Annotated in this window: 26 protein-coding genes and 2 pseudogenes; 25 read left to right on the top strand and 3 right to left on the bottom strand. The window is 34.6% G+C overall.

Annotation, left to right across the window (positions count from 1 at the left end):
- Nucleotides 1-253: 253 nt before the first annotated feature.
- Both HNQ35_RS13410 and HNQ35_RS13415 read right to left on the bottom strand, forming a co-directional pair.
- On the bottom strand, nt 254-454 hold the full coding sequence (locus HNQ35_RS13410; protein ID WP_146938706.1) for a helix-turn-helix domain-containing protein: 201 nt from the start codon (nt 452-454) through the stop codon (nt 254-256).
- Nucleotides 444-1064: a sigma-70 RNA polymerase sigma factor region 4 domain-containing protein gene (locus HNQ35_RS13415; protein ID WP_246118117.1), complete on the bottom strand. Its 621-nt coding sequence runs from the start codon at nt 1062-1064 to the stop codon at nt 444-446. Before HNQ35_RS13415 ends, HNQ35_RS13410 begins: the two co-directional genes overlap by 11 nt.
- 505 nt (nt 1065-1569) lie before the next feature.
- Between HNQ35_RS13415 and HNQ35_RS13420 the strand changes: the two genes are divergently transcribed.
- From HNQ35_RS13420 to HNQ35_RS13490, 16 genes and pseudogenes are all read left to right on the top strand, one after another.
- Complete coding sequence (locus HNQ35_RS13420; RefSeq protein ID WP_170226735.1) at nt 1570-1740, top strand: hypothetical protein; 171 nt, start codon at nt 1570-1572, stop codon at nt 1738-1740.
- 430 nt (nt 1741-2170) lie between these two features.
- Nucleotides 2171-2461, top strand: coding sequence for an Asp-tRNA(Asn)/Glu-tRNA(Gln) amidotransferase subunit GatC (gene gatC, locus HNQ35_RS13425; RefSeq protein ID WP_146938707.1), 291 nt, complete (start codon nt 2171-2173; stop codon nt 2459-2461).
- Between the two features lie 15 nt (nt 2462-2476).
- Entirely contained in the window at nt 2477-3943 is a 1467-nt protein-coding gene (gene gatA, locus HNQ35_RS13430; protein WP_146938708.1) for an Asp-tRNA(Asn)/Glu-tRNA(Gln) amidotransferase subunit GatA, read from the top strand.
- Nucleotides 3943-5373: an Asp-tRNA(Asn)/Glu-tRNA(Gln) amidotransferase subunit GatB gene (gene gatB / locus HNQ35_RS13435; protein WP_146938709.1), complete on the top strand. Its 1431-nt coding sequence runs from the start codon at nt 3943-3945 to the stop codon at nt 5371-5373. Before gatA ends, gatB begins: the two co-directional genes overlap by 1 nt.
- 123 nt (nt 5374-5496) lie before the next feature.
- Nucleotides 5497-6408 carry a diacylglycerol kinase gene (locus HNQ35_RS13440; protein WP_146938710.1) on the top strand — a complete coding sequence of 304 codons (912 nt, stop codon included), beginning with the start codon at nt 5497-5499 and terminating at the stop codon, nt 6406-6408.
- A 140-nt stretch (nt 6409-6548) separates the two neighbouring features.
- A complete protein-coding gene (rlmD, locus tag HNQ35_RS13445) occupies nt 6549-7925 on the top strand; it encodes a 23S rRNA (uracil(1939)-C(5))-methyltransferase RlmD (protein WP_146938711.1) in 1377 nt (458 codons plus the stop codon).
- 900 nt (nt 7926-8825) lie between these two features.
- Entirely contained in the window at nt 8826-9308 is a 483-nt protein-coding gene (locus tag HNQ35_RS13450; RefSeq protein ID WP_246118118.1) for a gamma-glutamylcyclotransferase family protein, read from the top strand.
- 138 nt (nt 9309-9446) lie between these two features.
- The gene (locus HNQ35_RS13455) at nt 9447-10229 is read left to right on the top strand and encodes a class I SAM-dependent methyltransferase (protein ID WP_146938713.1); all 783 of its coding nucleotides are present in this window, start codon (nt 9447-9449) and stop codon (nt 10227-10229) included.
- A 142-nt stretch (nt 10230-10371) separates the two neighbouring features.
- On the top strand, nt 10372-11970 hold the full coding sequence (locus HNQ35_RS13460) for a terminase large subunit (RefSeq protein WP_146938722.1): 1599 nt from the start codon (nt 10372-10374) through the stop codon (nt 11968-11970).
- Nucleotides 11971-12040: 70 nt separating this feature from the next.
- Nucleotides 12041-12796, top strand: coding sequence for an endonuclease/exonuclease/phosphatase family protein (locus HNQ35_RS13465; RefSeq protein WP_146938714.1), 756 nt, complete (start codon nt 12041-12043; stop codon nt 12794-12796).
- A 61-nt stretch (nt 12797-12857) separates the two neighbouring features.
- Nucleotides 12858-13733 (top strand): annotated as a pseudogene (locus HNQ35_RS13470) (phage portal protein); the annotation flags it as partial.
- A 7-nt stretch (nt 13734-13740) separates the two neighbouring features.
- A complete protein-coding gene (locus HNQ35_RS13475) occupies nt 13741-15153 on the top strand; it encodes a phage tail spike protein (protein ID WP_146938715.1) in 1413 nt (470 codons plus the stop codon).
- 67 nt (nt 15154-15220) lie between these two features.
- The gene (locus HNQ35_RS13480) at nt 15221-15493 is read left to right on the top strand and encodes a hypothetical protein (RefSeq protein WP_218026203.1); all 273 of its coding nucleotides are present in this window, start codon (nt 15221-15223) and stop codon (nt 15491-15493) included.
- Between the two features lie 155 nt (nt 15494-15648).
- A complete protein-coding gene (locus tag HNQ35_RS14610; protein ID WP_443092653.1) occupies nt 15649-15771 on the top strand; it encodes a phage holin family protein in 123 nt (40 codons plus the stop codon).
- Complete coding sequence (locus HNQ35_RS14615) at nt 15765-15977, top strand: phage holin family protein (protein WP_443092654.1); 213 nt, start codon at nt 15765-15767, stop codon at nt 15975-15977. The genes HNQ35_RS14610 and HNQ35_RS14615 overlap by 7 nt, the downstream gene beginning before the upstream one ends.
- A 31-nt stretch (nt 15978-16008) precedes the next feature.
- Nucleotides 16009-16680 carry an N-acetylmuramoyl-L-alanine amidase gene (locus tag HNQ35_RS13490; RefSeq protein WP_246118119.1) on the top strand — a complete coding sequence of 224 codons (672 nt, stop codon included), beginning with the start codon at nt 16009-16011 and terminating at the stop codon, nt 16678-16680.
- Between the two features lie 92 nt (nt 16681-16772).
- Here the strand turns inward: HNQ35_RS13490 and HNQ35_RS13495 are convergent, their stop codons facing one another.
- On the bottom strand, nt 16773-17285 hold the full coding sequence (locus HNQ35_RS13495; RefSeq protein ID WP_146938716.1) for a GNAT family N-acetyltransferase: 513 nt from the start codon (nt 17283-17285) through the stop codon (nt 16773-16775).
- Nucleotides 17286-17442: 157 nt separating this feature from the next.
- On the opposite strand from HNQ35_RS13495, the pseudogene HNQ35_RS14545 reads away from it, so the two are divergent.
- The 9 genes and pseudogenes from HNQ35_RS14545 to HNQ35_RS13525 all read left to right on the top strand — a co-directional run.
- Nucleotides 17443-17517, top strand: a pseudogene (locus HNQ35_RS14545) (hypothetical protein); the annotation flags it as partial.
- Nucleotides 17518-17570: 53 nt separating this feature from the next.
- Complete coding sequence (locus HNQ35_RS13500) at nt 17571-19133, top strand: recombinase family protein (RefSeq protein WP_146938717.1); 1563 nt, start codon at nt 17571-17573, stop codon at nt 19131-19133.
- Nucleotides 19133-19549 carry a recombinase gene (locus HNQ35_RS13505; protein WP_146938718.1) on the top strand — a complete coding sequence of 139 codons (417 nt, stop codon included), beginning with the start codon at nt 19133-19135 and terminating at the stop codon, nt 19547-19549. The genes HNQ35_RS13500 and HNQ35_RS13505 overlap by 1 nt, the downstream gene beginning before the upstream one ends.
- 1 nt (nt 19550) lies before the next feature.
- Nucleotides 19551-19730: a hypothetical protein gene (locus tag HNQ35_RS14620; protein ID WP_443092655.1), complete on the top strand. Its 180-nt coding sequence runs from the start codon at nt 19551-19553 to the stop codon at nt 19728-19730.
- Nucleotides 19687-21114, top strand: a complete 1428-nt coding sequence (locus HNQ35_RS13510; RefSeq protein ID WP_443092656.1) for a recombinase family protein — start codon at nt 19687-19689, stop codon at nt 21112-21114. Before HNQ35_RS14620 ends, HNQ35_RS13510 begins: the two co-directional genes overlap by 44 nt.
- 116 nt (nt 21115-21230) lie before the next feature.
- On the top strand, nt 21231-21482 hold the full coding sequence (locus HNQ35_RS14345; RefSeq protein ID WP_246118120.1) for a hypothetical protein: 252 nt from the start codon (nt 21231-21233) through the stop codon (nt 21480-21482).
- Between the two features lie 82 nt (nt 21483-21564).
- On the top strand, nt 21565-22431 hold the full coding sequence (locus HNQ35_RS13515) for a hypothetical protein (protein WP_246118121.1): 867 nt from the start codon (nt 21565-21567) through the stop codon (nt 22429-22431).
- 650 nt (nt 22432-23081) lie between these two features.
- Nucleotides 23082-23834: a helix-turn-helix domain-containing protein gene (locus tag HNQ35_RS13520; protein ID WP_146938719.1), complete on the top strand. Its 753-nt coding sequence runs from the start codon at nt 23082-23084 to the stop codon at nt 23832-23834.
- A gap of 46 nt (nt 23835-23880) precedes the next feature.
- The gene (locus HNQ35_RS13525) at nt 23881-24576 is read left to right on the top strand and encodes a transglutaminase-like domain-containing protein (protein ID WP_146938720.1); all 696 of its coding nucleotides are present in this window, start codon (nt 23881-23883) and stop codon (nt 24574-24576) included.
- Nucleotides 24577-24881: the final 305 nt, after the last annotated feature.

The following is a 24881-nucleotide window of genomic DNA, read 5'->3' on the forward strand; positions in this document are numbered from 1 at the left end:
TAGTTGAATAAAACATTATTATTTAATAGAACTTCCAGAAAAATGGAAGTTCTAATTTTTTACCTTATATCAACAATAAACTTTAACATAGCCTTAAAAAAAGTAATAAAAAACTATTCACTATAAGGTCTCCAATAAACAGATTGTTTATGATGGTAAAGTTCAATAATTTAATAATATTTTAGATAAATTTGATAGTAAAGTGTACTTCAATGTTAAAAAATTCAATATGAAAAGGTAGATATATTAGAATTTATTTATTTATAATTTCCCAAAAACTTGGCACTTCTTTCACTTTGAAGTCAGTTAATTTTTCAATTATTTTTAATTTAATTTCTTGTTCTAAATCCTCCCTTTCTTGGAAGTGAGTATTTTTCAAACTATTTTTAATTTTTGGTCCAAATTTCTCTATAATTAATTCAACTTCATTATGAATTTTTTGTTTATTTTTCATGGTAATCCCCACTTTTAAGATAATTATATAATTTATTTAAGCTCTTTCTATGCTGATTGGAAATATTTTGAGGAGTCGTACCTAAGAGGTTTGCAATTTCTATTAATTTCAACTCTTTTATATATATTAAGTTTAAAATTATTAATTGTTTTTTAGTAAGAGATTTTAGACCAGTGATAAGCGTTTCATTATCAGTGAAAGTAAACAAAGATGTATTAAATATATTGTCAAAAGCGTGGTCTTGTACGCTGATTAACTCTTTTTGAGTGATTCCCTGTTCATCCGATATCTCTTGATCGAGTGTTAGAATGAAGCGGCTTTTTAATTTTCTGATTTTTTTATCGTAATCTATGCTATAAAAATGAATGAGATTTTTTACGTATTTAATTTTTACTATATTTTCATAATGTTTTTTGAAGGCATTTTCAACGACAGATTTGTTATGCTCAGTGGGATATAAGATGGCACGTTCGACTAACTTATAATTTTCATTGATTTTTAAGAAGTGGTAAATTAATGGGTTTTTAAGGGCCTTTTTTTTATTTGAAAAAAAATTATTAATAATCTTTTGTTTTCCATTCATTAATAGTGTAGTTGTTAATTTCTCCATATATTAGAATACCTCCCTCTATACTTGTCATATCTACCTTTCCATACATATTAAAGTGAACTAATCATATACATAATAAACTAAATATAGGTAATGTCTGTGTTCATAATAATTAACATGCTGTGGTCATATATATGACACCGAATTAACAGGCTTTATTGAGTCAAAAAAGAAACTCACTCTATTCAATTAATAAAAAAATATAGAAACTTAATTTTATGTGTTCAAAATATTGATGTAGATCCATTACTTAAAAACAAAATTAATCGTTTTTTAATCAGAATTTAAAATAAATTAAAAAATAGTACAATAGTTTATTTTTTGATTAAAAAACCTCTTTACTTTATATAGAAACAAAGCATCTAAGTTATAACACTGTGTTAATAACGTAGAATGCTTCATATGTTCTAAGCTTTTAAACGAATTTAACCAGCACCAACAATTACATTAATTAACATCAGAAGTAATTAGATAAATAAAATTCAAATATTAGGGAGGTCATACTATGCAAGTTCAGGATTTGATGGATTGTTATTGTAAGGCGAGAGAAGTTATTAATTTTTATTGTAGATATCTAGAAGATTCTGAATTAACGGATGATGAAAAAGAAACTTTGTTAGATTTTATAACAAGTACAGTTACTTTTTCGAATAAAATTAGAAGAGCACTGGAATAAAGAAGCTGTTAAAATATAAGCGATAAACGAAGTTATTTATGTTGTTCGCGGATACAGAAGGTAGCTAATAAAATATGATTCCCACCATAAATCCGCGAATCATATTTTATCTGGACTTTTCAGTTACATCAGAATTTACTACTTTCTTTTAAATAATTATATAATGACTCTAAAAAAGTTTAAAAAGAGTGACAGAAAATTAGTGGATATTGTTTGATGATTAGAAATAGGTTAAGTAAAAGTCTGTCCATACAAGTATTATTTACCCAACTCTTCCAAAATAAATTACTATATGAATAAAGATGGAAAAGTAGTACGTAGAAAGGTATCGTATCAATGCTTTAATGAATCATAGATACTTTTATTTATTAAAGTAAAATGTTATTATCAATAGTGTTACAACTGTTAAATAAGGTTGGAGGTGCAAATAATGTCACATGTTTCAGAGGATAAGGTAAAGCAGCTTGCTGATATGTTAAGATTAGCTGTAACCGAAGAAGAAGCAACGCGATATACAGAGCATTTAAATAAAATGGTGGAATATGTTAAATGTTTAGAGGAAGTAGATACAGACGGTGTAGAACCGATGACTCACGCGATTGAATTAAAGAACGTGATGCGCGATGATGAACCAAAACAATGGATCACTCAAGAACAAGCGCTGAAAAATGCGCCAGATCATGAGAATGGTCAATTTAGAGTACCAGCTATTTTAGATTAAGGAGGGAAGCCAAAAGTGACAATTAATAATCATAGTATTAAAGACATTGAAACGATGTTACATAACAATGAAATAACAGTAAAAGACTTAGTGGAATCATCTCTTAATCGAATTAAAGAAGTAGATGATCGAGTGAAAGCTTTTATTACAGTTGATGAAGAAAATGCACTGAAAAAAGCAGAACAATTAGATCAAAACCCAAATAAAGATGCTAAGTTATTTGGTATTCCTGGAGCGATAAAAGATAATATCGTTACGAAAGGATTACGTACAACTTGCGGGAGTCAGTTTTTAAGTAATTTCACTGATCCATTATATGATGCAACAGTTGTTGACAAACTTCATAAAGCAGAAGCAATTACTGTTGGTAAATTAAATATGGATGAATTTGCTATGGGGTCAACAACAGAGAATTCTAGCTATCAAATAACACATAATCCGTGGCATCTCGATCATGTACCAGGTGGCTCAAGTGGTGGCTCAGCTGCAGCTGTTGCAGCAGGTGAAGTGTTATTTAGTTTAGGAACAGATACAGGTGGTTCGATTCGTCAACCAGCCGCTTTCTGTGGCGTTGTCGGAATGAAACCAACATACGGACGTGTCTCACGCTTTGGTGCTGTGGCATTTGCGTCTTCATTAGACCAAGTCGGTCCCATTACACGAACAGTCGAAGATAATGCACGTATTTTAGAAGTCATTTCCGGCCGTGATAAAATGGATATGACATCAGCTCATGAAGATGTACCAGCATTTTCCGAAGGCTTAACAGGTGATGTGAAAGGTCTTAAAATCGCCGTTCCGAAAGAATATTTAAGTGAAGCCGTTGATCCAGAAGTAAAAGAAGCGGTCATGAATGCATTAAAATTATACGAATCGTTAGGTGCGACATGGGAAGAGGTCTCCTTACCACATTCTAAGTATGCAGCCGCTGTTTACTATATTATCTCTTCAGGAGAAGCTTCTGCAAATCTTGCCCGCTTCGATGGTGTTCGTTATGGTGTCCGTTCTGAAAAAGCGAAGAACATGCTTGATATGTTTAGATTTTCTCGTAGTGAAGGTTTTGGAGATGAAGTGAAAAAACGGATGTTCCTCGGTGCTTATGCGTTAAGTTCAGGAAATTATGAAGTCTATTACAAGAAAGCACAACAAGTCCGTACACTTATCAAACAAGACTTCGATAACGTTTTTGCGAACTATGATGTCATTATGGGGCCAACAACACCGACACCAGCATTCAAAATCGGTGAGAAAAACTTTGATCCAATGGTTGTTTATGCTCGTGATGTGACAACTGTACCAATTAATTTAGCCGGAGTACCAGCTATTTCAGTGCCATGTGGTTTTTCTAAAGAAGGGTTACCTTTTGGTTTACAAATTATTGGAAAGCATTTTGCAGAACAAACGATTTATCGTGTGGCACATGCTTTCGAGCAAGCAACTGACTTTCATAAAACATTACCTCAATTAGGAGGTGCACAGTAATGAATTTTGAGACAGTGATTGGAATTGAAGTTCACGTTGAATTAAAAACAAAATCTAAAATATTTAGTCCAAGTGCGAATGAATTTGGAGCAGAACCAAACTCAAATGTCAATCCAATAGATTTAGGATATCCAGGAACATTACCTGTACTTAATGAAGAAGCGGTAAATTATGGTATGAAAGCAGCCATGGCATTAAATTGTGAGATCGCGACATATACGAAATTTGACCGTAAAAACTACTTCTATCCGGACAACCCGAAAGCGTATCAAATTTCTCAATTTGATCAACCAATTGGTAAAAATGGTTGGATTGAAATAGAAGTCGATGGAAAGAAAAAACGCATCGGAATTAATCGCGTTCATTTAGAGGAAGACGCAGGTAAATTAACACATGGTGGTGATGGATACTCACTCGTTGACTTTAACCGTCAAGGGGCACCACTGATTGAAATTGTATCTGAAGCAGATATGCGTTCACCAGAAGAAGCTTATGCTTACCTTGAAAAGCTAAAAAATATCATTCAATTTACAGGCGTTTCTGATGTGAAGATGGAAGAAGGGTCACTTCGTTGTGATGCGAATATTTCTATTCGCCCTAGAGGGCAAGAACGATTTGGGACAAAAACGGAATTAAAGAACTTGAATTCATTCGCCCACGTGCAAAAAGGATTAGAATTCGAGGAGAAGCGTCAAGCTGAGCTACTCTTATCAGGTGAATCAGTTCAACACGAAACACGTCGTTTTGATGAAAAAACGGGTGAAACGATTTTAATGCGTGTGAAAGAAGATGCAGAAGACTATCGTTATTTCCCAGAACCAGATCTTGTTCCACTATATATTGATGATGCATGGAAAGAGCGTGTTCGCGCATCTATTCCTGAACTACCAGATGAGCGTCGTAAGCGTTACGTAGAAGAATATGGCCTGCCTGAATATGATGCCGGTGTACTAACAAGCACGAAAGAAATGTCAGATTTCTTTGAGGAAACGATTAAAGATGGTATTGATGCAAAACAAGCTTCAAATTGGTTAATGGGTGATATTTCAGGTTATATGAATAAACATCAGAAAGAATTATCTGATTTAGAGATTACACCACAATCACTCGGTAAAATGATTCAACTCATTCAAGATGGCACAATATCATCAAAAATTGCCAAACGCGTTTTTGCTGAACTCGTTGAAAAGGGTGGCGACCCAGAACAGATTGTTGAAGAAAAAGGTTGGGCACAAATATCTGATGAAGGTCAATTAACAGAAATTATTACGAAAGTTCTCGATGAAAATGAACAATCTGTAAATGACTTTAAAGAAGGACATAAGCGTGCTCTCGGCCATTTAGTCGGACAAGTGATGAAGGCAACGAAAGGCCAGGCAAACCCGCAAATGGTAAATAAAATATTAGTTCAAGAAATGAATAAACGCTAAGGTATTTGAAAAGACTACTGTGCATCATCTGTATAGTAGTCTTTTACTTTTTTACTTGAAAGGTATATGATAGAAGTTAGTTTATTATCGGGAAATTGTACTGTTTATAAGGGAGGGGTCGCTGTGAAACGAGCTCGAGTGATTTATAATCCAACAGCAGGTCGCGAAGCAGTAAAGAAAAAGCTTCCAGATATTTTAGAACGACTTGAAAAGGCAGGATATGAAACATCGGCACATGCGACAACAGGTGAAGGTGATGCGACAGAAGCTGCTCGCTATGCCGTTGAACAGAGATTTGATTTAATCGTTGCAGCAGGTGGTGACGGAACGATAAATGAAGTTGTTAAAGGGATGGCTGAGCAACCGAATCGGCCGAAGCTCGGAATATTACCAGCTGGAACGACAAATGATTTTGCAAGAGCACTTAACATTCCAAAAGACTTATTAAAAGCAACAGATGTCATAACAGATGATCATAGTATGTATTTAGATATTGGTAAAGTAAATGAACAATATTTTATTAATATTGCAGGTGGTGGGAAACTGACAGAGCTTACTTATGATGTTCCTATTAAATTGAAAACGATGCTCGGACAACTTGCCTACTATATAAAAGGTATAGAGATGTTACCATCATTAAAACCTTTAAAGGTGAAAATTGAATACGATGACCAAGTGATTGACGAGGATATTATGCTTTTTCTTATTTCTAATACAAATTCTGTAGGTGGTTTTGAAAAGCTCGCACCAAATGCGAAAATAAATGATGGGTATTTTGATCTTCTTATTTTGCGAAAAACGAATCTAGCAGAATTTATTAAGTTAGCTACTTTAGCACTTCGTGGAAATCATTTGGAAGATGATCGAGTCATGTATACACAAGCTAAACATATTAAAGTAACGCCAGAAGATGAGATGCAATTAAACATCGATGGCGAGTATGGAGGCTTATTACCAGGAGAGTTTATCAATCTTAAAGAACATATCGAGTTTGTCGTTCCAAAATCATTTATTGAAAGCCATGAAGATTACTGATTAGAGCAGTAATCTTTTTTAATGCGATTGAGTATGTACTATATTTAACAGTGCATAAAAGATATCGATAGACTCACTATAAGAAGCAAATATGTTAAGATGATAATTAATGACCTCGAACGAAAAGGAAGATGACATAAATGGCAAAAGTAAAAGCACCCGTTAAAAAGAATGAAGAACATATTCTAACATTTGAAGACCTTACCCATGATGGCCAAGGGGTTGGGAAAGTAGATGGTTATCCACTATTTGTTCCATACGGATTACCCGGAGAAGAAGCACTTGTAAAAGTTGTGAAAGTAAATAAAAAATTCGGCTATGGTAAATTACTCGAAGTGAAAAAGCCAAGCCCTAATCGTGTTCAACCGCCTTGTAATGTGTTTTATCAATGTGGCGGCTGCCAAATTCAACATATGAACTATGAGATGCAACTACAAATGAAACAAAACCAAGTGAAAAATGTCTTGAATAAAATTGCCCATCTACCTGATGTCCCTGTCCATCCAACAATCGGTATGGATGAACCGTGGCGTTATCGCAATAAAGCAGCACTACCAGTAGGGGAGAAAAACGGCGAACTGATGACAGGTTTTTATCGGATGCGTAGTCACGATATCATTAGTAACATGGAGACATGTATCGTCCAAGACAAACAGAACGACGAAATGGTACAAGCTGCACGCGATATCGCCAACCGATTCGGTATATCAGCTTATAATGAAGAAACAGATCGCGGTGTCTTACGTCATATTATGGTCCGAACTGGAAAAAATACCAACGAAGTCATGATCATTTTTATTACACGAACGAAGCATTTACCGCATAAAGAAAAAATTGTTAAAGCCTTAACCGAAGCAAATCCGAATATAAAATCGATCATCCATAATGTTAACGACCGACGTACAAACGTCATTATGGGGAACAAGACATATGTTATTTGGGGCGAACCGTATATTTATGACACAATCGGTGATATCCGCTTTGGCATATCTGCCAAATCATTTTATCAAATTAATCCCGTACAAACAGAGAAACTTTACAAAAAAGCACTTGAATACGCCCAATTAACAAAGAATGATATCGTCATTGATGCTTATTGTGGGATTGGGACGATTTCACTTTTTTTAGCACAAAAAGCGAAAAAAGTGTACGGTGTAGAGATTGTGCCAGAAGCAATTGATGATGCACGTAAAAACGCTGAATTAAACGGAATGACGAATGCTGAGTTTTTCGTCGGAGAAGCGGAAAAAGTGCTTCCCATGTGGCAAGCGCAAGGGTTACAAGCAGATGTTATTGTCGTTGATCCACCACGAAAAGGCTGTGATGAAAAGCTTCTCCAAGCTATGATTGCCATGAAACCGAAACGCATTGTCTATGTATCCTGCAATCCATCCACTCTAGCACGCGACTTACGTATCCTAGAAGATGGTGGTTTCCAAACGAAAGAAGTCCAGCCCGTCGACATGTTCCCGCAAACGATGCATGTCGAGTTGATAGCATTGATGTCTAGGGAATAATCACACTAGCTATTCAAACATTGATAAGACAAGGTTTATAGGGTTCCGTCTATGTTTATGTTAAGTAAATAAACAGGCGGAATCCTTTCTGTTATTGGGGTAAAAAATGCTGGGAATTGGGGTTGAGTTGATAGGATAGATTTCCAGTAAGGGAGTTGACAAGATAGATGAAAGGAATAAAATATGATATATTTAGAATAATCATATATTCGGAAAATACATCGAATATAATTAGTTTAAATAAATGTGAAAACAAGTAGGAATTTATTGTCGAGTAAGTTTCAATAGTATGGAACAAATAAATAGTTTAACTGCCCAAGTATTTACGTTAACTAGATTAATAGCGTCAACATGTAGGATTGTGGATTGTGGGATAAATACATAACATATGGTAATTTGGCAATTAAATTTGGATTGGAATCGGTGAAAAACCACTCTTTTTGATTCTTGAAAATAGGACGTTAGACGATTAAGATATATTTCGATATTAATTTAGATAGTAATTATTTCGATAATAGAATTGCTAAAGGCTTATTGGTAAACGTGCTTTCAGATGAACTTTCATACATACCTATCGAAAAAGCATTCCCGACTTCAATAGTCAAAAAGGGTTTCGATATTGTTGTTACCGTACTTTGATCCTGACAAAAGAAATCAACATACTTTCTTACGCGCGTATATGCGTATTTGCGTGATTTTATCCTATATTCTTATATTTTCCTAATATCATATTTTTCTTGGAACATTGGAACATCTTGGTACTCTTAGATAGAAATTTATCTATTTGCCCTGCTGCCGGTCACACTTAACCAAAGCTTTATCAGGATCAGTAGCTTGGAGATTTCGGGTAGGATAAACCACCCGAAATCATCCTAAAGTAAATATGGAAGGATTGAAATGATGAGTAAATTATACATTGCTTACGGATCAAATTTAAATCTAGTGCAAATGGCAAACAGGTGTCCAACCGCAAAGATAGCAGGAACAAGTGAAATAAAGGACCACAAACTCGTTTTTAGGGGGCCACACGCGCATGCAATTGCAACGGTTGAACGATGCAAGGGAGAAAACGTTCCGGTTCTTGTGTGGCAAATTACAGCCAATGACGAAAAGGCACTCGACCGATATGAAGGATGGCCACATTTGTATAGAAAAGAAATGATGAAAGTTAAAATCGATAAAAAGTCCGTCAACGCAATGGTCTATATTATGAATGAAGGCAGACCAATTGAACAGCCAAGTTGCTATTACTATTCGACCATTCTAGAAGGGTATAATAGTGCAGGTTTTGATGCTGAATATTTACGAAGGGCTGTTGAAGATTTGTATGAAAAAGATGGTGCTACTTTAGAAAACGAATCTAACGGAGGAAGGTATGATTAGCTCGAATACGAATAATTATGATAAGATATAAACAAAGTTAAATGTTCAGCAAACGGGCCAAATGATTGTTGAGAAGAACTTAAACTAAAACAGATATGTTAAGAAGGTTAGTTTCTTTACTATTGGGGGAGAAAAATAATGGATTTAATAAAACATAATAGTGATGCTTGGGATAAGAAAGTTGATGAAGGTTCTAGATATACTCAACGAGTGAGTAGTGAAACTATTGAAAAAAGCAAAACTGGTAAATGGGAGATTTCTGTTACAACAGAAAAGTCAGTACCAAGAGATTGGTTTCCAGAAGTTATAGATGGATTAAAGATATTATGCTTGGCATCTGGTGGTGGTCAACAAGGACCTATTTTGGCTGCTGCTGGAGCAGATGTAACCGTTACCGATATTTCTAAAAAGCAATTAGAACAAGATGAAATCGTGGCAGAACGTGATGGATTAACTTTAAGAACGGTACAGGGTGATATGTCAGACCTAAGTGATTTCGGGGATGAATATTTTGATGTTGTTGTTAATCCAGTTTCCAATTTGTTTGTCAAGGACGTTAAACCTGTATGGAATGAAATATCGAGGGTATTAAAAAATAAAGGTATTTTAATTGCTGGATTTACTAATCCATTACTATGGATTTTTGATGATAATCAGGAAAGAAAAGGCATCCTTGATGTTAAAAATTCCATACCTTCATCGACATTAGATTATTTGCCCAAGGATGAAATTCAAGATTATATCAAATCAAACAACACCATAGAATATGCTCATACTTTAGAAGACCAAATCCAAGGGCAGATTGATGCTGGCTTTGTGATTTCAGGTTTTTATGAAGATGATTTTGGCGGCACAAGAATTTTAGATAAGTACATTAAAACATTTATTGCTACAAGAGCAATAAAACTAAAGAATATTTGAAGCTGTGTTCCATTAACGGGCGCGATTGTTGAACAATTAAATAGATGTCTTAAGCTCAGATAGCAATCTGGGCTTTTTTGTCGTGCAAAAATTTTATAAATACACTTAGTTTTTTAAGATTGTTTTATGGGAGGTGGTGGTAATTAGAAAACTAGAAGTGTATAAGCCAACAATTTTTAAAGCTGAACAATCGTATTATGACAAAGATGCTGCTGATATGGCAGTAAACTTTATTAACTGTTTAAAGCATACAAAGGGTGAATGGTTCGGAAAAAACTTTGACTTGATAGATTGGCAGGAACAGATTATTCGAGATGTATTTGGAACGATGAAGCCGAATGGCTATCGCCAGTTTAATACTGCCTATATTGAGATAGCCAAGAAACAAGGAAAGTCAGAACTTGCCGCTGCGGTTGCCTTACTTTTAACATGTGGTGATTTTGAACATGGTGGAGAAGTGTATGGATGTGCTGCGGATAGGCAACAAGCATCGATTGTATTTGACGTTGCTGTCGACATGGTGGAACAATCACCCGCACTTAAAGCACGATTTAAACCAGTCCTTTCACAAAAGCGATTGATTTATAAACCATTGGGTAGTTTTTATCAAGTGCTATCTGCGGAAGCTTATACAAAACATGGATTGAACGTTCATGGGGTTGTATTTGATGAGCTTCATGCACAACCGAATCGAAGGCTATACGATGTTATGACGCATGGTTCAGGGGCTGCAAGAAAGCAACCACTGTATTTTTTAATCACGACAGCGGGAAATGACCAACACTCGATTTGTTATGAGGTACACCAAAAAGCTAAAGATGTCTTAGAAGGTCGAAAAGTTGACCCTACTTTTTATCCTGTTATCTATGGTGCAGAGGAAGATGATGATTGGACGGATCCTGAAGTTTGGAAGAAGGCAAATCCATCACTAGGAATTACAGTAGATATTGAAAAAGTCGAACAAGCATGTGAAAGTGCGAAACAGAATCCTGCTGAGGAGAACTTATTTAGGCAGTTACGATTGAATCAATGGGTAAAACAATCTGTCAGATGGATGCCAATGGAAAAGTGGGACAGATGTGGTTTGCCAGTTGACCCTGAAAGGTTAATTGGTAGAGAGTGCTATGCGGGTTTAGACTTATCATCGACAACAGATATCACAGCATTTGTTTTAATCTTTCCGCCAGAATATGAAGAAGATAAATATGTGATATTGCCATACTTTTGGATTCCCGAAGAAAATATTAGACAACGTGTAGATAGAGACAGAGTACCTTATGATGTGTGGGAACAACAAGGACATATGCAAACAACGGAAGGAAACGTTGTTCACTATGCTTATATTGAAAAGTTCATCGAAGAATTAGGAAAGAAATACAATATAAAGGAAATAGCATTTGACCGTTGGGGTGCTGTTCAGATGACGCAGAATTTAGAGGGATTAGGTTTTACAGTAGTTCCGTTTGGACAAGGTTTTAAAGATATGAGCCCATCATCAAAGGAATTAATGAAATTAACATTAGAAGAAAAACTTGCTCATGGTGGACACCCAGTTTTACGTTGGATGATGGATAACATTCATGTTCGAACGGATCCAGCTGGAAACATTAAACCTGACAAGGAAAAATCAACGGAAAAGATTGATGGTGCGGTGGCAACAATTATGGCACTTGACCGAGCGATAAGAAGAAGTGGATCCAGTGATTCTGTTTATGATGGTAGGGGATTGATTGTTTTTTAATTAGTAACGTGTAAATCATTAAATGTTTTGTTAATATATAATTGATAAAACTAATCGCCTAGGAGAAAACATGAAAATCATAGAATGGAATATAAATGGACGGAGTAACACAAATTATGAAGTGCCAAAGTTTGTTTCCCAAACAATAATTAAAGATGTTGATATTGTAATACTTACGGAATTTTCTAGTGTAGATGATGGGTTGATAGAAAGCCTTAAAGAATCTAACTATACTATTTTTTATAACAAAATTCGAAAAGAAAAAAACAAAATATTGATTGGTGTAAAAAATGAAATCATATCACACTCCAATAGTATTAAAGTTAATGAAACAATGAATAATCCACATGGAGATGAAGAACCTAATTTTTTAGAAATAGAAGTTGAAATTAATAATAAAAAAATAACAATAGTTGGTTCAAGAATAAGAGATGGAAAAGAGTTATTTAAGAAGGAACAATTTAACACATTAAAAAACCACTTAGAAAAAATTAAAGGTGCTACTGTATGTGCCGGCGATTTTAATGTGTGGAGTTCGTATATAATGAGAACGTGGAGATTAAAGCCCGACAACTATCAATTTTATACACCATGGTATTCGGGGGGATTCAAAAATCCAGACACATGGAGTCATGTGGGTAAGAGCCTCTATAAGTCATTGATTGACCATTTTATTACAAGGGATATCGAATTATATAACGTTGGTTATATATGGGATTTTGTTAATGTAGAAAATGGTTATGGATCATTGCAACCAGAAGATTACAAGTCAGATTTGAAAGGTTATCCCGACCACGCAATTTTGCAAGCAAACCTTAAATTATAAATTAATCAAGCATCTCAATTGAGGTGCTTTTTTCATGTCTGTTTTAGGAGGTGATATTCTTATGAGGTGGTTTTCAAATCTTTTTAAAGCGAGGGATAAACCACATAATCATTCGTTTGGGAGCAGTTACAGTTTTTTCTTTGGAAACTCTAGTAGTGGAAAATCTGTCAATGAATTTACAGCAATGCAAATGACTGCAGTATATTCATGTGTACGCATATTAGCTGAAGCTGTAGCAGGTTTACCACTGCACTTATATAAATATACAGATACAGGTGGAAAAGAAAAGGCAATATCCCATTCACTTTATTTTTTACTTCATGACGAACCAAACCCTGAGATGAGTTCATTTGTGTTTAGAGAAACATTAATGACTCATCTTTTATTATGGGGAAATGCGTATGCACAAATTATTCGCAATGGAAAAGGTGAGGTTATTGCACTTTATCCACTTATGCCAAATAAAATGTCAGTCGAAAGAGATGCGAGAGGTAATCTGTATTATTTATATACAAAAACATTTGATGAAATGCGTGGTTCAGAGAAGACATCCGTTGCATTAAAAGCTGAAGATGTACTTCATATACCAGGACTAGGTTTTGATGGTTTAGTTGGATATTCACCAATTGCGATGGCTAAAAATGCAGTAGGTTTGGCAATGGCCACCGAAGAATATGGTGCAAAGTTTTTTGCTAATGGAGCGGCACCAGGTGGTGTCTTAGAACATCCAGGAATTATTAAGGATCCGCAAAGAGTAAAGGATAGTTGGAATAAAGCTTATCAAGGTTCAAGTAATGCCCATCGAGTTGCTGTATTAGAAGAAGGGATGAAGTATCAACAAATCGCAATTGCACCCGATCAAGCACAATTTCTAGAAACAAGAAAATTTCAGATTAACGAGATTGCTCGAATTTTCCGAGTGCCATCTCACATGGTCATTGGGTATGTTACAAGGTACGTATTACTATGCTGGAGGTTTTGATGATTGGTTTTTTGAGAAAGATTCAAAGTTAACAATGGAAGATATACACTTATATTTTAAATCTTCTATTCAAGCAAATGGTGCAGATAGTGCATCCCAAGTAGATGCATTAACGGAACCAGGTGCTGTTATTTTAAAGCAAGAAGATAACAAATATCCAAGTAGTGGTGTGCTCTATACAATACCTAAAAAGTGTAGTTTAGGTGGCAATGGTAGAGTTTCAGTAACTAGTGAATATATTGCTGGAACAACTGCGATTAGTTTAGTAGAAACATCCACATCAGATGACCTTGAGGATTGGACTTCGTGGCAAACAATTGGACCAACAGGTGAATTAATTTCACCTAATAGAGCCTATATCCGCTATCGCATTACTTTAACGACAGAAGATGAAACGAAAACACCGAAACTAATAGAAGTTATATTGCATGATATCCCAAAACCTGTCTATGAAAAACTTGGATTTGCTAGGCCTGTCGTTTTGGATAGTAATGGAGCATGGGATGCAGTTTTAGAAAATGCGTTTGATGTCATTGTTACAAGTGAAATTAATGGTGCTGACATCTTAGAGTTTAAGATTCCTTTTCATGATTTAAAAAGGGAAAGTATTGAAAACGAAAAACAAATTCAAATCGTAGACGATGTGTATCGCATACGAACGATAACGGATGAAAACAGCCAAGAAGGTAATATCATCACTCACGTATATGCAGAAGCAGATTTTTATGACTTAGCTTTTAGTACGGACAAACAGCCTATTGAATTTAATGCAGATACTGCTGATGTCCCGATGAAATATGCGTTAGAAGGAACGGAGTGGTCTGTTGGAAATGTGAATGTAACTACAAAGCGGACGTGGGAATCAGAGGAGAAAAATGCATTATCTATATTACGAGAAGTGCAAAATATCCATGGTGGAGATTTAATTTTTGATAGTGCGAATCGTTTAGTTCATTTACTGACATTTGGCGGTAAAGATAGTGGTGCGTTATTTAGCTATAGAAAGAATATGAAAAGTATTCAAAGAACAGTGGATACAAGAAGTTTAGTGACAAGATTATACGCATACGGTAAAGATGGCATGACATTTTCATCTATCAATAATAACAAAGCATATGTAGAAGATTATAGTTTTACATCGGAAGTTCGAATTGCAACACTTGATGCCTCATCATTTAGCAATCCTTATCAAATGTTAGAGTTTGCAAATATGAGGTTAGGTCAATACGCAAAGCCAAGAGTGTCTTATGTTTTAACTGCTATGGACTTATCCGTACTAACAGGTTATGAACATGAAGAGTGGGATCTAGGAGATATTGTTACTGTTAACGATAAAGAATTAAATTTACAAGTGAACAGGAGTTACCTGGGATAATGAGTTCCAAGTCTTTAAAGTAAATAATGATGTGGAAGAGATAAGCACAAGAAATGATGATATATCAATGGATTATGATTTCTTCCACTCACAAGAATTACCACTAATTGCGGGAAATGATTATACCGTCAAAATAAAAGCAAAGGACATTAACCTTTGGATATCACGTTTATTTTTAGGAGATGCGGATGGTTTTTCAATTCTTTATTATCAAGATGTCGATAGTCTGGTTTATTGGACAAATGAAGCGGCTTACCGATGGAAATTACGGGGCATTGCCATTTGGTCATTAGGGCAGGAAGATATGCGAGTGTGGGAAGCATTACCAAAACAAATATGAATAATTCAAGGGTGTCTACATTATGTGGACATCCTTTTTATATAGATGTTTTTAAAATTGAAGGGGGAAATTTTCTATGAAAGATATATGGAACTGGATACAATTCATCGTTACAGCACTAGGTGGATTTATTGGTTGGTTTTTAGGAGGGTTAGATGGATTTTTTGTATGCATTGATCATATTGGTTGTTGCTGATTATGTCACAGGAATTATGTGTACAATTGTCGATAAAGAACTATCTAGTGAAATTGGTTACCGGGGGATATTTAAATGTTAATTTTTATAATGGTTGGTGTTGGGCATATGATTGACACCAACTTGATAGGAGATGGCAGTGTTCTTAGAACAGCAGTCATCTTTTTTTATTGCTCAAATGAAGGTATTTCTATGCTAGAAAATGCTTCACGATTAGGTTTACCAATACCTGAGAAATTAAAAAATGTACTTGCTCAGTTACACAATAAAGGAGGAAATGATTCATGAATTTGAAAAAGTTATATTTAACAAAAAATGAATGTTACAAGGCAGGAAAAAAATTACACCAAAAGGAATTATGGTCCATAGCACTGGAGCAAACAATCCAAATTTAAAACGTTACGTTGGTCCAGATGATGGTTTGTTAGGAAAGAATCAATACAATAACCACTGGAATCAACCCCGACCAGATGGCAGACAAGTGTGCGTTCATGCATTCATCGGAAAGTTAAAAGATGGATCGATTGCCACTTATCAAACGTTACCTTGGAATCATCGTGGATGGCATGCGGGTGGAGATGCGAACAATACACATATTGGTTTTGAAATTTGCGAAGATAACTTAACTGATAGAACTTACTTTAACAAAGTTTATAAAGAAGCGGTTGAACTGTGTGCTTATCTTTGTAAAAAATACAAGTTAACAGAGAAAAATATCATCGGACATTACGAAGGATATCAGAAGAAAATTGCGAGCAACCATGGAGATCCCCGTCATTGGTTCTCAAAACAAGGCAAATCAATGGATACGTTCCGAGCAGATGTGAAGAAGGAATTAGCGAAAGGTATGTCAACACCTAAACCGCCAACTAGTGGAAAGAAACTATATCGCGTGCAGATTGGTGCGTATAGTGTTAAAAAGAATGCGGATAAGCAGTTGGAAAAAGCAAAGAAAGCTGGCTTTAAAGATGCGTTTGTGAAGTATGAATAAATAAAAACAACCGAGGAGTAGTTAAACTCTTCGGTTGTAACTTAAATGACTATTTGTTCTTCCACAATCGCGCCCTATAACGGAATAAGCCTTTACAATGAAAGTCGGTACTGTATTAGCTTACAATCCGTTCCCAAGTATTTTTCACTTCCAATTCTACTAACTTCTTTAAAGCCTATTCTCTCGAGCATTTTTCTTGCACGAGTATTTGTTTCGTGTGTTTCAGCATTAAAGATTGTAATGCCTAAATGTGTAGAAGCATAATCCATCATACTTAGGCTAGATTTAAATCCAATCCCTTTTCCCCATAGCGCACTTTCACCAATTGCAATGCCTAATTCAGCTGAATTTTTCTTAATACAGGCTAAGTCTGCATATCCAATTAACTTATTTTCCAATTCAATTCCCAATCGAATAAAATCCCTAGCTGTATTATTTACACAATGTAGCCACCATTTATATAACTCTTGCTCGCTTCTATTTTCTTCCCAGTCATTTGCTGAACAAAATGTATTATCCTTACTCCATTTTAAAACATACTTAAAATCTTCTTTGGTTAAAGGTCTGATTTTTATTAAATCATCACTTGCAGTATTTAAATTCATATTTCTACTCCTATTTGGACAAAAATAACTAATCCTTGTTCTGTTAAATGGCCCGTTTGTTGAATAATCTACTTTCATTATATCTAGAACTTCAATTACATATCAACTATTAATCAACATATTACAACGCGAAAAAGAACTCATTTCTTAGGAAGAATTCGATCAAATAAGTAAATTAAATCGTCAAAAATTCAATCCATTATTAGGTCCTTTAATGTGCGATAAACCTTGATATAACAGTGTTCTAACGCTAATATGTCACGTACAAGAAAGGAGGGTGAGTGGATGAGAAAGATAACAACACTTGATATGACAACATTTTCAGTAGTAAAACCGAAACAAAAGGTCGCTGCCTATATACGAGTGTCAACATCAACCGAAGAACAGCTGATTAGCTTAGAAGCGCAAAGACGACACTACAAAACTTTAATTGAAAGTAATGATGAATGGCAGCTCGTGGATATTTATAGTGATGAAGGTATTACAGGAACGAAAAAGGATAGACGACCAGAATTGCTTCGCTTAATCTCTGACTGTGAAAAAGGAGAGATTGATTTCATTTTAACGAAATTAATTAGTCGATTTGCTAGAAACACAATTGACTGCTTGGAACTTGTTAGAAAACTGATGGACTTAGGTGTTCACATTTACTTTGAAAAGGAAAACATCAATACGAACTCGATGGAAAGTGAACTCATGCTTTCAATTTTAAGTAGCCTTGCAGAAAACGAATCAGTGTCACTTTCCGAAAACAGTAAATGGTCGATTAGACAACGATTCAAACGTGGGACTTACAAATTGTCATATCCGCCATACGGTTACGATTACATTGATGAACAGGTCGTTGTAAATGAAGAACAAACACAAGTCGTCAAGCGAATATTCAATAGTGTACTTGAGGGAGTGGGAACTGAACGCATTGCTAGGCAGCTAAACGAAGAAAGAATTCCAACAAAACGAAATGGTAATTGGACAGGCACTACGATACGTGGAATTGTTAAGAACGAAAAATACACGGGAGATGTGCTGCTTCAAAAAACTTTTACCGATGAGCATTTTAATCGAAAGGTTAATCAAGGTGAACTTGATCAATACCTAATTGAAAATCATCATGAGGCGATTATTACGCATGCTGATTTTGAAGTGGCTAATCGAATGCTAGAATATCAGGCAAGTCAAAAAAATATAGCAGTTGGAAGTAGAAAGTATTTAAACCGTTATCCATTTTCAGGAAAGATTGAATGTGCGGAATGTGGCGATACATTTAAAAGGAGAATTCACACTTCCACCCATAAAAAATATATTGCCTGGTGCTGTTCAACACACATCAAAAATAAAGATGAATGTTCGATGCTTTTTATGAGAGAGGAACGTATTCATCAAGCATTTATTACAATGATGAACAAATTAAAGTTTGGTTATAATTATGTATTAATCCCAATATCCAAACAATTAGAAACGTCAAATCAAGATGAAAACTATCAAAAAATCACCGAGATAGAAGAACAACTCGAAGATACAAAAGACGAACTGAATACTTTAATTCAATTAATGGCAAAAGGGTTTTTAGAACCAGCAATTTTTAATGAACAGAAAATCAAATTGACCCATCGGCACATGAGTCTAAAAGAAGGAAGAGAACAATTACTTTATTCAATAAATGATGGTTCAAATCAGCTAAATGAAGTGAAGCGGCTCATTAAATACTTTAAACAAGTAAATTTCATAGCTGCATTTGATGAAGAAACCTTTCAAGATATTGTAAGAAAGGTAATTGTGTATTCACCTAATGAGATAGGATTTCATTTGAATTGTGGCATTACACTTAGAGAAAGGATTGATCGCTAATGGCACATACACCTTTTGGATATGCAATAGTAAACGGAAAAATTGAAGTTCATGCCAAAGAAGCTGAGCAATTAAAGCTTTTAATCGCATCATACTTATCGGGCCAATCTTTAGCTAATGCAGCAAGGGAATCTGGTATTAATCGGTCACATGGCGGAATTACTAGAATATTAACAGATGAAAGGTATCTAGGAAATGAATTGTTTCCGAGATTAATTTCAAAAGAACAATTTGAACAATTAAAAAACGAAAGATTTAAACGAGCGAAAAAACTAGGACGATTAAATAGAACGAAAGAGGAAGAGTCATTTACATCATGTTTTGAATTTACGATCGGAGAAGTGGAAGACAAATACGACAATCTAATTAAACAAGCAGAATATGTATACAGCTTAATTAAAGAAGAGGTGACTTAAAATGGCTTTAGCAAGAAGTGTCACAGTCATTCCAGCGAGAAGAAGGATGAGAAACGATGATACTGAAGAAAAGGAAAAATTAAAAGTAGCAGCTTATTGTCGGGTATCGACAGATAGCGAAGAACAAGCAACTAGTTATGAAGTTCAAGTGGAACACTACCTATATTCAGAACAATCCTGAATGGGAGTTGGCAGGCATTTATGCGGACGATGGAATATCTGGGACAAATACCAAAAAGCGTGAACAGTTTAATAAGATGATTGAGGATAGCATGAATGGAAAAATCGACATGATCATCACAAAATCCATCAGTCGATTTGCGAGAAACACGCTGGACTGTTTAAAATACATCAGGCAATTAAAAGATAAAGAAATACCTGTGTTTTTTGAAAAAGAAAACATCAATACAATGGATGCAAAAGGTGAAATTATGCTCACCATCATGGCATCCCTAGCACAACAAGAAAGTCAGTCACTTAGCCAAAACGTAAAACTAGGAATACAATACCGATACCAGCAAGGTGAGGTGCAAGTGAACCATAATCGCTTTCTAGGCTATACCAAAGATGAGAACAACAAACTAGTCATTAACCCAGAACAAGCGAAAATCGTTAAACGGATTTACCGGGAATATTTAGAAGGAGCAAGTTTAGTTCAAATAGCACGTGGACTTGAAGCGGATGAAATACTTACCGCAGCTAAACGGTCTAAGTGGAGACCGGAGTCGATTAAAAAGATTCTCCAAAACGAAAAGTATATCGGAGATGCATTGCTTCAAAAAACATATACCGTAGATTTTTTAACGAAAAAGCGAGTTGTCAACAATGGTCACGTTCCACAATACTATGTAGAAAATAACCACGAAGCCATCATTCCAAGGGAGATTTACCTACAAGTTCAAGAAGAAATGATGCGAAGGGCAAATATTCGAAACGGAAAAACTGGAAAGAAACGAGTGTATAGCAGCAAGTATGCTTTGTCGAGCATTGTCTTTTGCAAAAAATGTGAAGATGTTTTCCGAAGGGTACATTGGAATAACCGAGGATACAGATCTATCGTGTGGCGATGCGTTAGCAGGCTAGAAAGAAAAACACATCTTTGCAATGCAGAAACAATCAGAGAAGATGAACTTCACCAAGCAATAGTACAAGCCATCAATGAAGTGTTAGGAAACAAGGATAACTATTTGAATATATTAATAGAAAATATTGAAACAGTTTTGAATGAAAATGCGGATAAACCAACAGCTGATATTGACGAAAAGTTAGAAGAGTTCCAAATGGAACTGCTCAGACTCGCAAATTCAAAAGAAGATTACGATGATGTAGCAGAAGAAATATACCGATTGCGGGAACTGAAGCAGGAAGTCATGATGAAAAATGCAGCAAGGGAAGGACTTAGACAGCGGATTGTAGAAATGACAAAATTTTTAAAAGAGCAACCGCAGAAACTTGAAGTGTATGACGATTTACTTGTAAGGCGCTTGATTGAAAAGATAACGATTCATGAAAGACAATTAACAATTGAATTTAAGTCAGGGATTGAGATTGCAAAAGAAATATAATATGAATACTTTACGAGCTCATGTCGGAAAAGGCATGGGCTTTTATTAGTGTTAAATTGACTGAAAACTTTAATAGTATAGAATATAAGTAAACGAAATTAGATGGGGTGGTATTTTTGTTATCAATTTCTAGGAAAGATTTATATGATGAAATCTGGTCTGTTGGAATGACGAAAGCAGCTAAAAGTCTTGATATACCCTATGATAAATTGAAAAAGACATGTGTTAATCATGATATTCCACTACCAACTCAATCTTATTGGAGTAAATTATATATGGGAATTGAAAAGCCGTCCCAACCAGAATTACCGAATGCAGAAGATAATCTAGTGATTACAATTAATAAGGCAAAAAAAACAACAAGTTAAATCAGCTCCCAAAACAATTGTTAAACCAGCTAAACTTAAAGAAAAAGAAGAAACACCTTCGTTATCAACAAATCACAATAAAGTGTCAGAACAGGAAATAGGTTATTTTACTTACTTTAAACAAGATGAAGATAAGTTAATAGATTTATATAATAATTTAAAAATTAATAAAACTTTATCTTCTAAACCACACAAGGCAATAGTTGGATATCGTAAAAAAACTCAATCCTATCGAGAGGATAAATTGAGAATAAAATCAGCATCTAGGGAAATATTCCCAGAAGTTTTACCTTTTATTGATAGTTTATTTAAAGCCCTTGAAAAAGCAGATGCTAATATTGTTCCCAAATATGATGAAACTGAAGTTATACTTAAAGATAAATATACTATTACCTTGAAATTTAAACTACCTTGTAGAAAAATTAACCTATCAACAGAAGATGAAAGATATTCTACTTATCATACATTTGAATATGAGACTAAAGGAATAATAAATGTGGAAGTTGGTTATAAGTTATCTTGGTATAGTTGGGGTAGAAGTGAAAAAAATATCAATCAAACGAAGAGGATGTCTATAGAAGATCTTATAAGAAAAGTGTTTGTCTATATATTTTCGTTACCTGAGGTAATAGATGAAGAAGAGAAGGCTTATATTATTAAGGAAAAGCAAAGGCTAAAAGAGGAAGAGGAAAGATTAATCTTACAGGAAAAGCGAGACAATGAATACACAAAAACACAGCAACTTATAAACAATTCTTTGAATTACTTCTATTCTAAATTAATTCAGGAATATGTTGCTGCTGAAATGAATAAAGATTCAGAGGAATATGAATGGGCAATGAGAAAGGTGAAATGGATTCGTGATTCAGAAAAATATCCTGATGAATTGTTAACAGAGAACGAAAAGGAAAAACTTTTTACTAAGAAAACTATCCGAATGAACTTTTAGTCCCGGGCTCAATATAAGGTGGGGTCAATGTGAATCTATTTAAAAATCTATTCAAGAAATAGAAAGAAAATTATAGTGAACCAAGTGAAGGGTCAATGGGTGGTTAACAATAAAATTATTTCCAGATAAAAATAGAATTTCAGTATCATGTTCACGAATGTGAAGTACCTGTATTATATACTTCATATGCAATTGCTTATCGTAAGTTAAAAGTTTGTGATAATGAGATAGCGATTCTAGATGAGGCAATCGAAAGATTTAGCTATGAAGATAATGTAGTATTAATTCAAAAGTTTAAAAATCATCGAGAACGAGTATTGAATGGAAAAAGAAAGGTGAATTGCAATGATTTATGATTTTACGTTTAGATTATAAATGTGTTCTCGCGTACCACAAAAATAGTCAACGTGTTTCCACACACGTAAGGTTTACTAAAATTCGCTAAACGACTAATACTATTCACTCAAAACCATGCAGCATCTGTTGAGTAGATGTCTAGGGAATAAACGTTGAAATAATAAGAATTTTAGATGAAACATTCTTTTGCTGGTCAGTGAGGGGCAGGATTTCGCTGTAAAGTATTATTATTATTATGCAGGACTGATTACCTGCCACCTAAATTTACAAATGATGATTTTGGAGAAGATGTTATGAACTATATTATTAAAGACGGTAGAAATTTTATGTCAATCTCAAATAAAATAGAAGCTGAGTACCATAAGCATTGGATGTTACAAATGTTCCTTAGTAGTCAAGAAGAAACAAGCATTGAAGTTAATGGGGAGCGTATCTTATGTAGTGCTATTCTTGTAAATATGGATACAGTTCATTCATTTAATTCAGAAAGTGAGTTTCATTTTACTATTCTAATGGATCCTACAACTGAACTAGGCTGTGCGGCAAAGAGACTATTAATGGATCAGCCTTATTATGTTTTTCCTTATGAAAAGACGATTGTTATGCAGGCGGATTTTAAAAAATTACTCAAACAAAAATGCAATGATGACATAATATTTTATTGCGAGAGCATTATATCTCATGTATCTTACGGTAATATAAAGGGTTTTGATGAACGGGTTACGAAAGTTTTAAATCTTTTGGATGATTGTATGTGTGAAGATGAATTACATCAGTTAAAGTATCTTTCTAAAAAGACATATCTTTCTGAAAGTCGTTTAGCTCATTTGTTCAAGGATCAAACGGGCATTCCCCTAAAAAGCTATATTGTTTTACATAAACTTCAGAAAGCATACGAGTTAATCTTCAATGGTGAAAATTTGACTGTAGCAGCTATTGAAGCTGGTTTTTATAGCCCGTCACATTTTGCATATACGAATAAGATGATGACAGGGATGTCAGCGACAAATATCGTAAAAGATAGCGAGTTTTTGAAAGTTCTTTGAGAGATATATTGGTAAAGTATAATCAAGTAAAAAGGAGGATTATACGATGAATAAGTACTTAAAAGAAACCCAAATGTTAAATTTTAGCCATAGGACAATACAGGAATTAGTAACGAAAAAGAAGTGGGGAAATAATGAGGAATTCCAAAAGATCCAGAAAATCTACAATTTTGTACGTGACGATATTGCATTTGGATATAATACAGATGATATGTTATCCGCTTCTGAGGTGTTAAAAGATGGTTATGGACAGTGCAATACAAAGGGAATATTATTTATGGCACTTCTAAGGGCCGTTGGAGTACCTTGCAGAATTCATGGTTTTACTATTGATAAGAAATTGCAAAAAGGTGCAATGACAGGTATTATTTATAAACTTGCTCCCAAAAGTATTATTCATAGCTGGGTTGAGGTTCAATATAAAGGGCATTGGTATAACATTGAGGGTTTTATTCTTGATAGCCAATATTTGAAGAAACTCCAAGAAAAGTTTTCTGATTGCAAAGCCAGTTTTTGTGGATATGGTGCTGCTACCGATAACTTTCAAAATCCACAAGTAGATTGGAATGCCAATGATACTTATATTCAAAAAGATGGTATTAACCACGATTTTGGTGTGTTCAATTCACCTGATGAATTCTTCGGAGAATATCAACAACAATTGACACCATTCAAAAAGTGGATTTATCGGAATATAGGACGTAAACTGATGAATCGCAATGTAGCAAGAATTCGCGCTTAGCATAAGATGGTGAACATCATTGGAAGCTAACAAATTCCAATTTATCTATTGAGTTATTAGCAATGTTCGTAGCAAAAGTTAAACTCATTATTTTTATACAAATGCATTTGACATGTTTCCGCGAACGTACAAATAAGTCGATATGTTCCCACATACGAACATTACACTAAAATGTGTAGATACATCAATTCTATCAACTCGTCTCACGTTGAGTGCGTTTCGCAGATCGTTTTAAAATGAAAAAATGAGGCAAGATAAGGTTTCTCTCTTGCCTCTATTCAATTTTTGGTGTGGTAAACCGGTAA

Origin of the sequence: Cerasibacillus quisquiliarum (genome assembly GCF_014202495.1) — a bacterium.
GTDB classification, from domain to species: Bacteria; Bacillota; Bacilli; order Bacillales; family Amphibacillaceae; genus Cerasibacillus; species Cerasibacillus quisquiliarum.

Excerpts from the sequence above, each read along its gene's own strand:
- HNQ35_RS13505 (WP_146938718.1), top strand. The coding sequence starts at position 19,133 with ATGGCACATACACCTTTTGGATATGCAATAGTAAACGGAAAAATTGAA.
- gatB (WP_146938709.1), top strand. The coding sequence starts at position 3,943 with ATGAATTTTGAGACAGTGATTGGAATTGAAGTTCACGTTGAATTAAAA.
- HNQ35_RS13475 (WP_146938715.1), top strand. The coding sequence starts at position 13,741 with ATGTTACAAGGTACGTATTACTATGCTGGAGGTTTTGATGATTGGTTT.
- HNQ35_RS13465 (WP_146938714.1), top strand. The coding sequence starts at position 12,041 with ATGAAAATCATAGAATGGAATATAAATGGACGGAGTAACACAAATTAT.
- rlmD (WP_146938711.1), top strand. The coding sequence starts at position 6,549 with ATGGCAAAAGTAAAAGCACCCGTTAAAAAGAATGAAGAACATATTCTA.
- HNQ35_RS13510 (WP_443092656.1), top strand. The coding sequence starts at position 19,687 with ATGAAGTTCAAGTGGAACACTACCTATATTCAGAACAATCCTGAATGG.
- HNQ35_RS13415 (WP_246118117.1), bottom strand. The coding sequence starts at position 1,064 with ATGGAGAAATTAACAACTACACTATTAATGAATGGAAAACAAAAGATT.
- gatC (WP_146938707.1), top strand. The coding sequence starts at position 2,171 with ATGTCACATGTTTCAGAGGATAAGGTAAAGCAGCTTGCTGATATGTTA.
- HNQ35_RS14610 (WP_443092653.1), top strand. The coding sequence starts at position 15,649 with ATGGATTTTTTGTATGCATTGATCATATTGGTTGTTGCTGATTATGTC.
- HNQ35_RS13450 (WP_246118118.1), top strand. The coding sequence starts at position 8,826 with ATGAGTAAATTATACATTGCTTACGGATCAAATTTAAATCTAGTGCAA.
- HNQ35_RS13455 (WP_146938713.1), top strand. The coding sequence starts at position 9,447 with ATGGATTTAATAAAACATAATAGTGATGCTTGGGATAAGAAAGTTGAT.
- HNQ35_RS13520 (WP_146938719.1), top strand. The coding sequence starts at position 23,082 with ATGAACTATATTATTAAAGACGGTAGAAATTTTATGTCAATCTCAAAT.
- HNQ35_RS14615 (WP_443092654.1), top strand. The coding sequence starts at position 15,765 with ATGTTAATTTTTATAATGGTTGGTGTTGGGCATATGATTGACACCAAC.
- HNQ35_RS14620 (WP_443092655.1), top strand. The coding sequence starts at position 19,551 with ATGGCTTTAGCAAGAAGTGTCACAGTCATTCCAGCGAGAAGAAGGATG.
- HNQ35_RS13480 (WP_218026203.1), top strand. The coding sequence starts at position 15,221 with ATGGATTATGATTTCTTCCACTCACAAGAATTACCACTAATTGCGGGA.
- HNQ35_RS13495 (WP_146938716.1), bottom strand. The coding sequence starts at position 17,285 with ATGAATTTAAATACTGCAAGTGATGATTTAATAAAAATCAGACCTTTA.
- HNQ35_RS13500 (WP_146938717.1), top strand. The coding sequence starts at position 17,571 with ATGAGAAAGATAACAACACTTGATATGACAACATTTTCAGTAGTAAAA.
- HNQ35_RS13420 (WP_170226735.1), top strand. The coding sequence starts at position 1,570 with ATGCAAGTTCAGGATTTGATGGATTGTTATTGTAAGGCGAGAGAAGTT.
- HNQ35_RS13525 (WP_146938720.1), top strand. The coding sequence starts at position 23,881 with ATGAATAAGTACTTAAAAGAAACCCAAATGTTAAATTTTAGCCATAGG.
- HNQ35_RS13410 (WP_146938706.1), bottom strand. The coding sequence starts at position 454 with ATGAAAAATAAACAAAAAATTCATAATGAAGTTGAATTAATTATAGAG.
- HNQ35_RS13490 (WP_246118119.1), top strand. The coding sequence starts at position 16,009 with ATGTTACAAGGCAGGAAAAAAATTACACCAAAAGGAATTATGGTCCAT.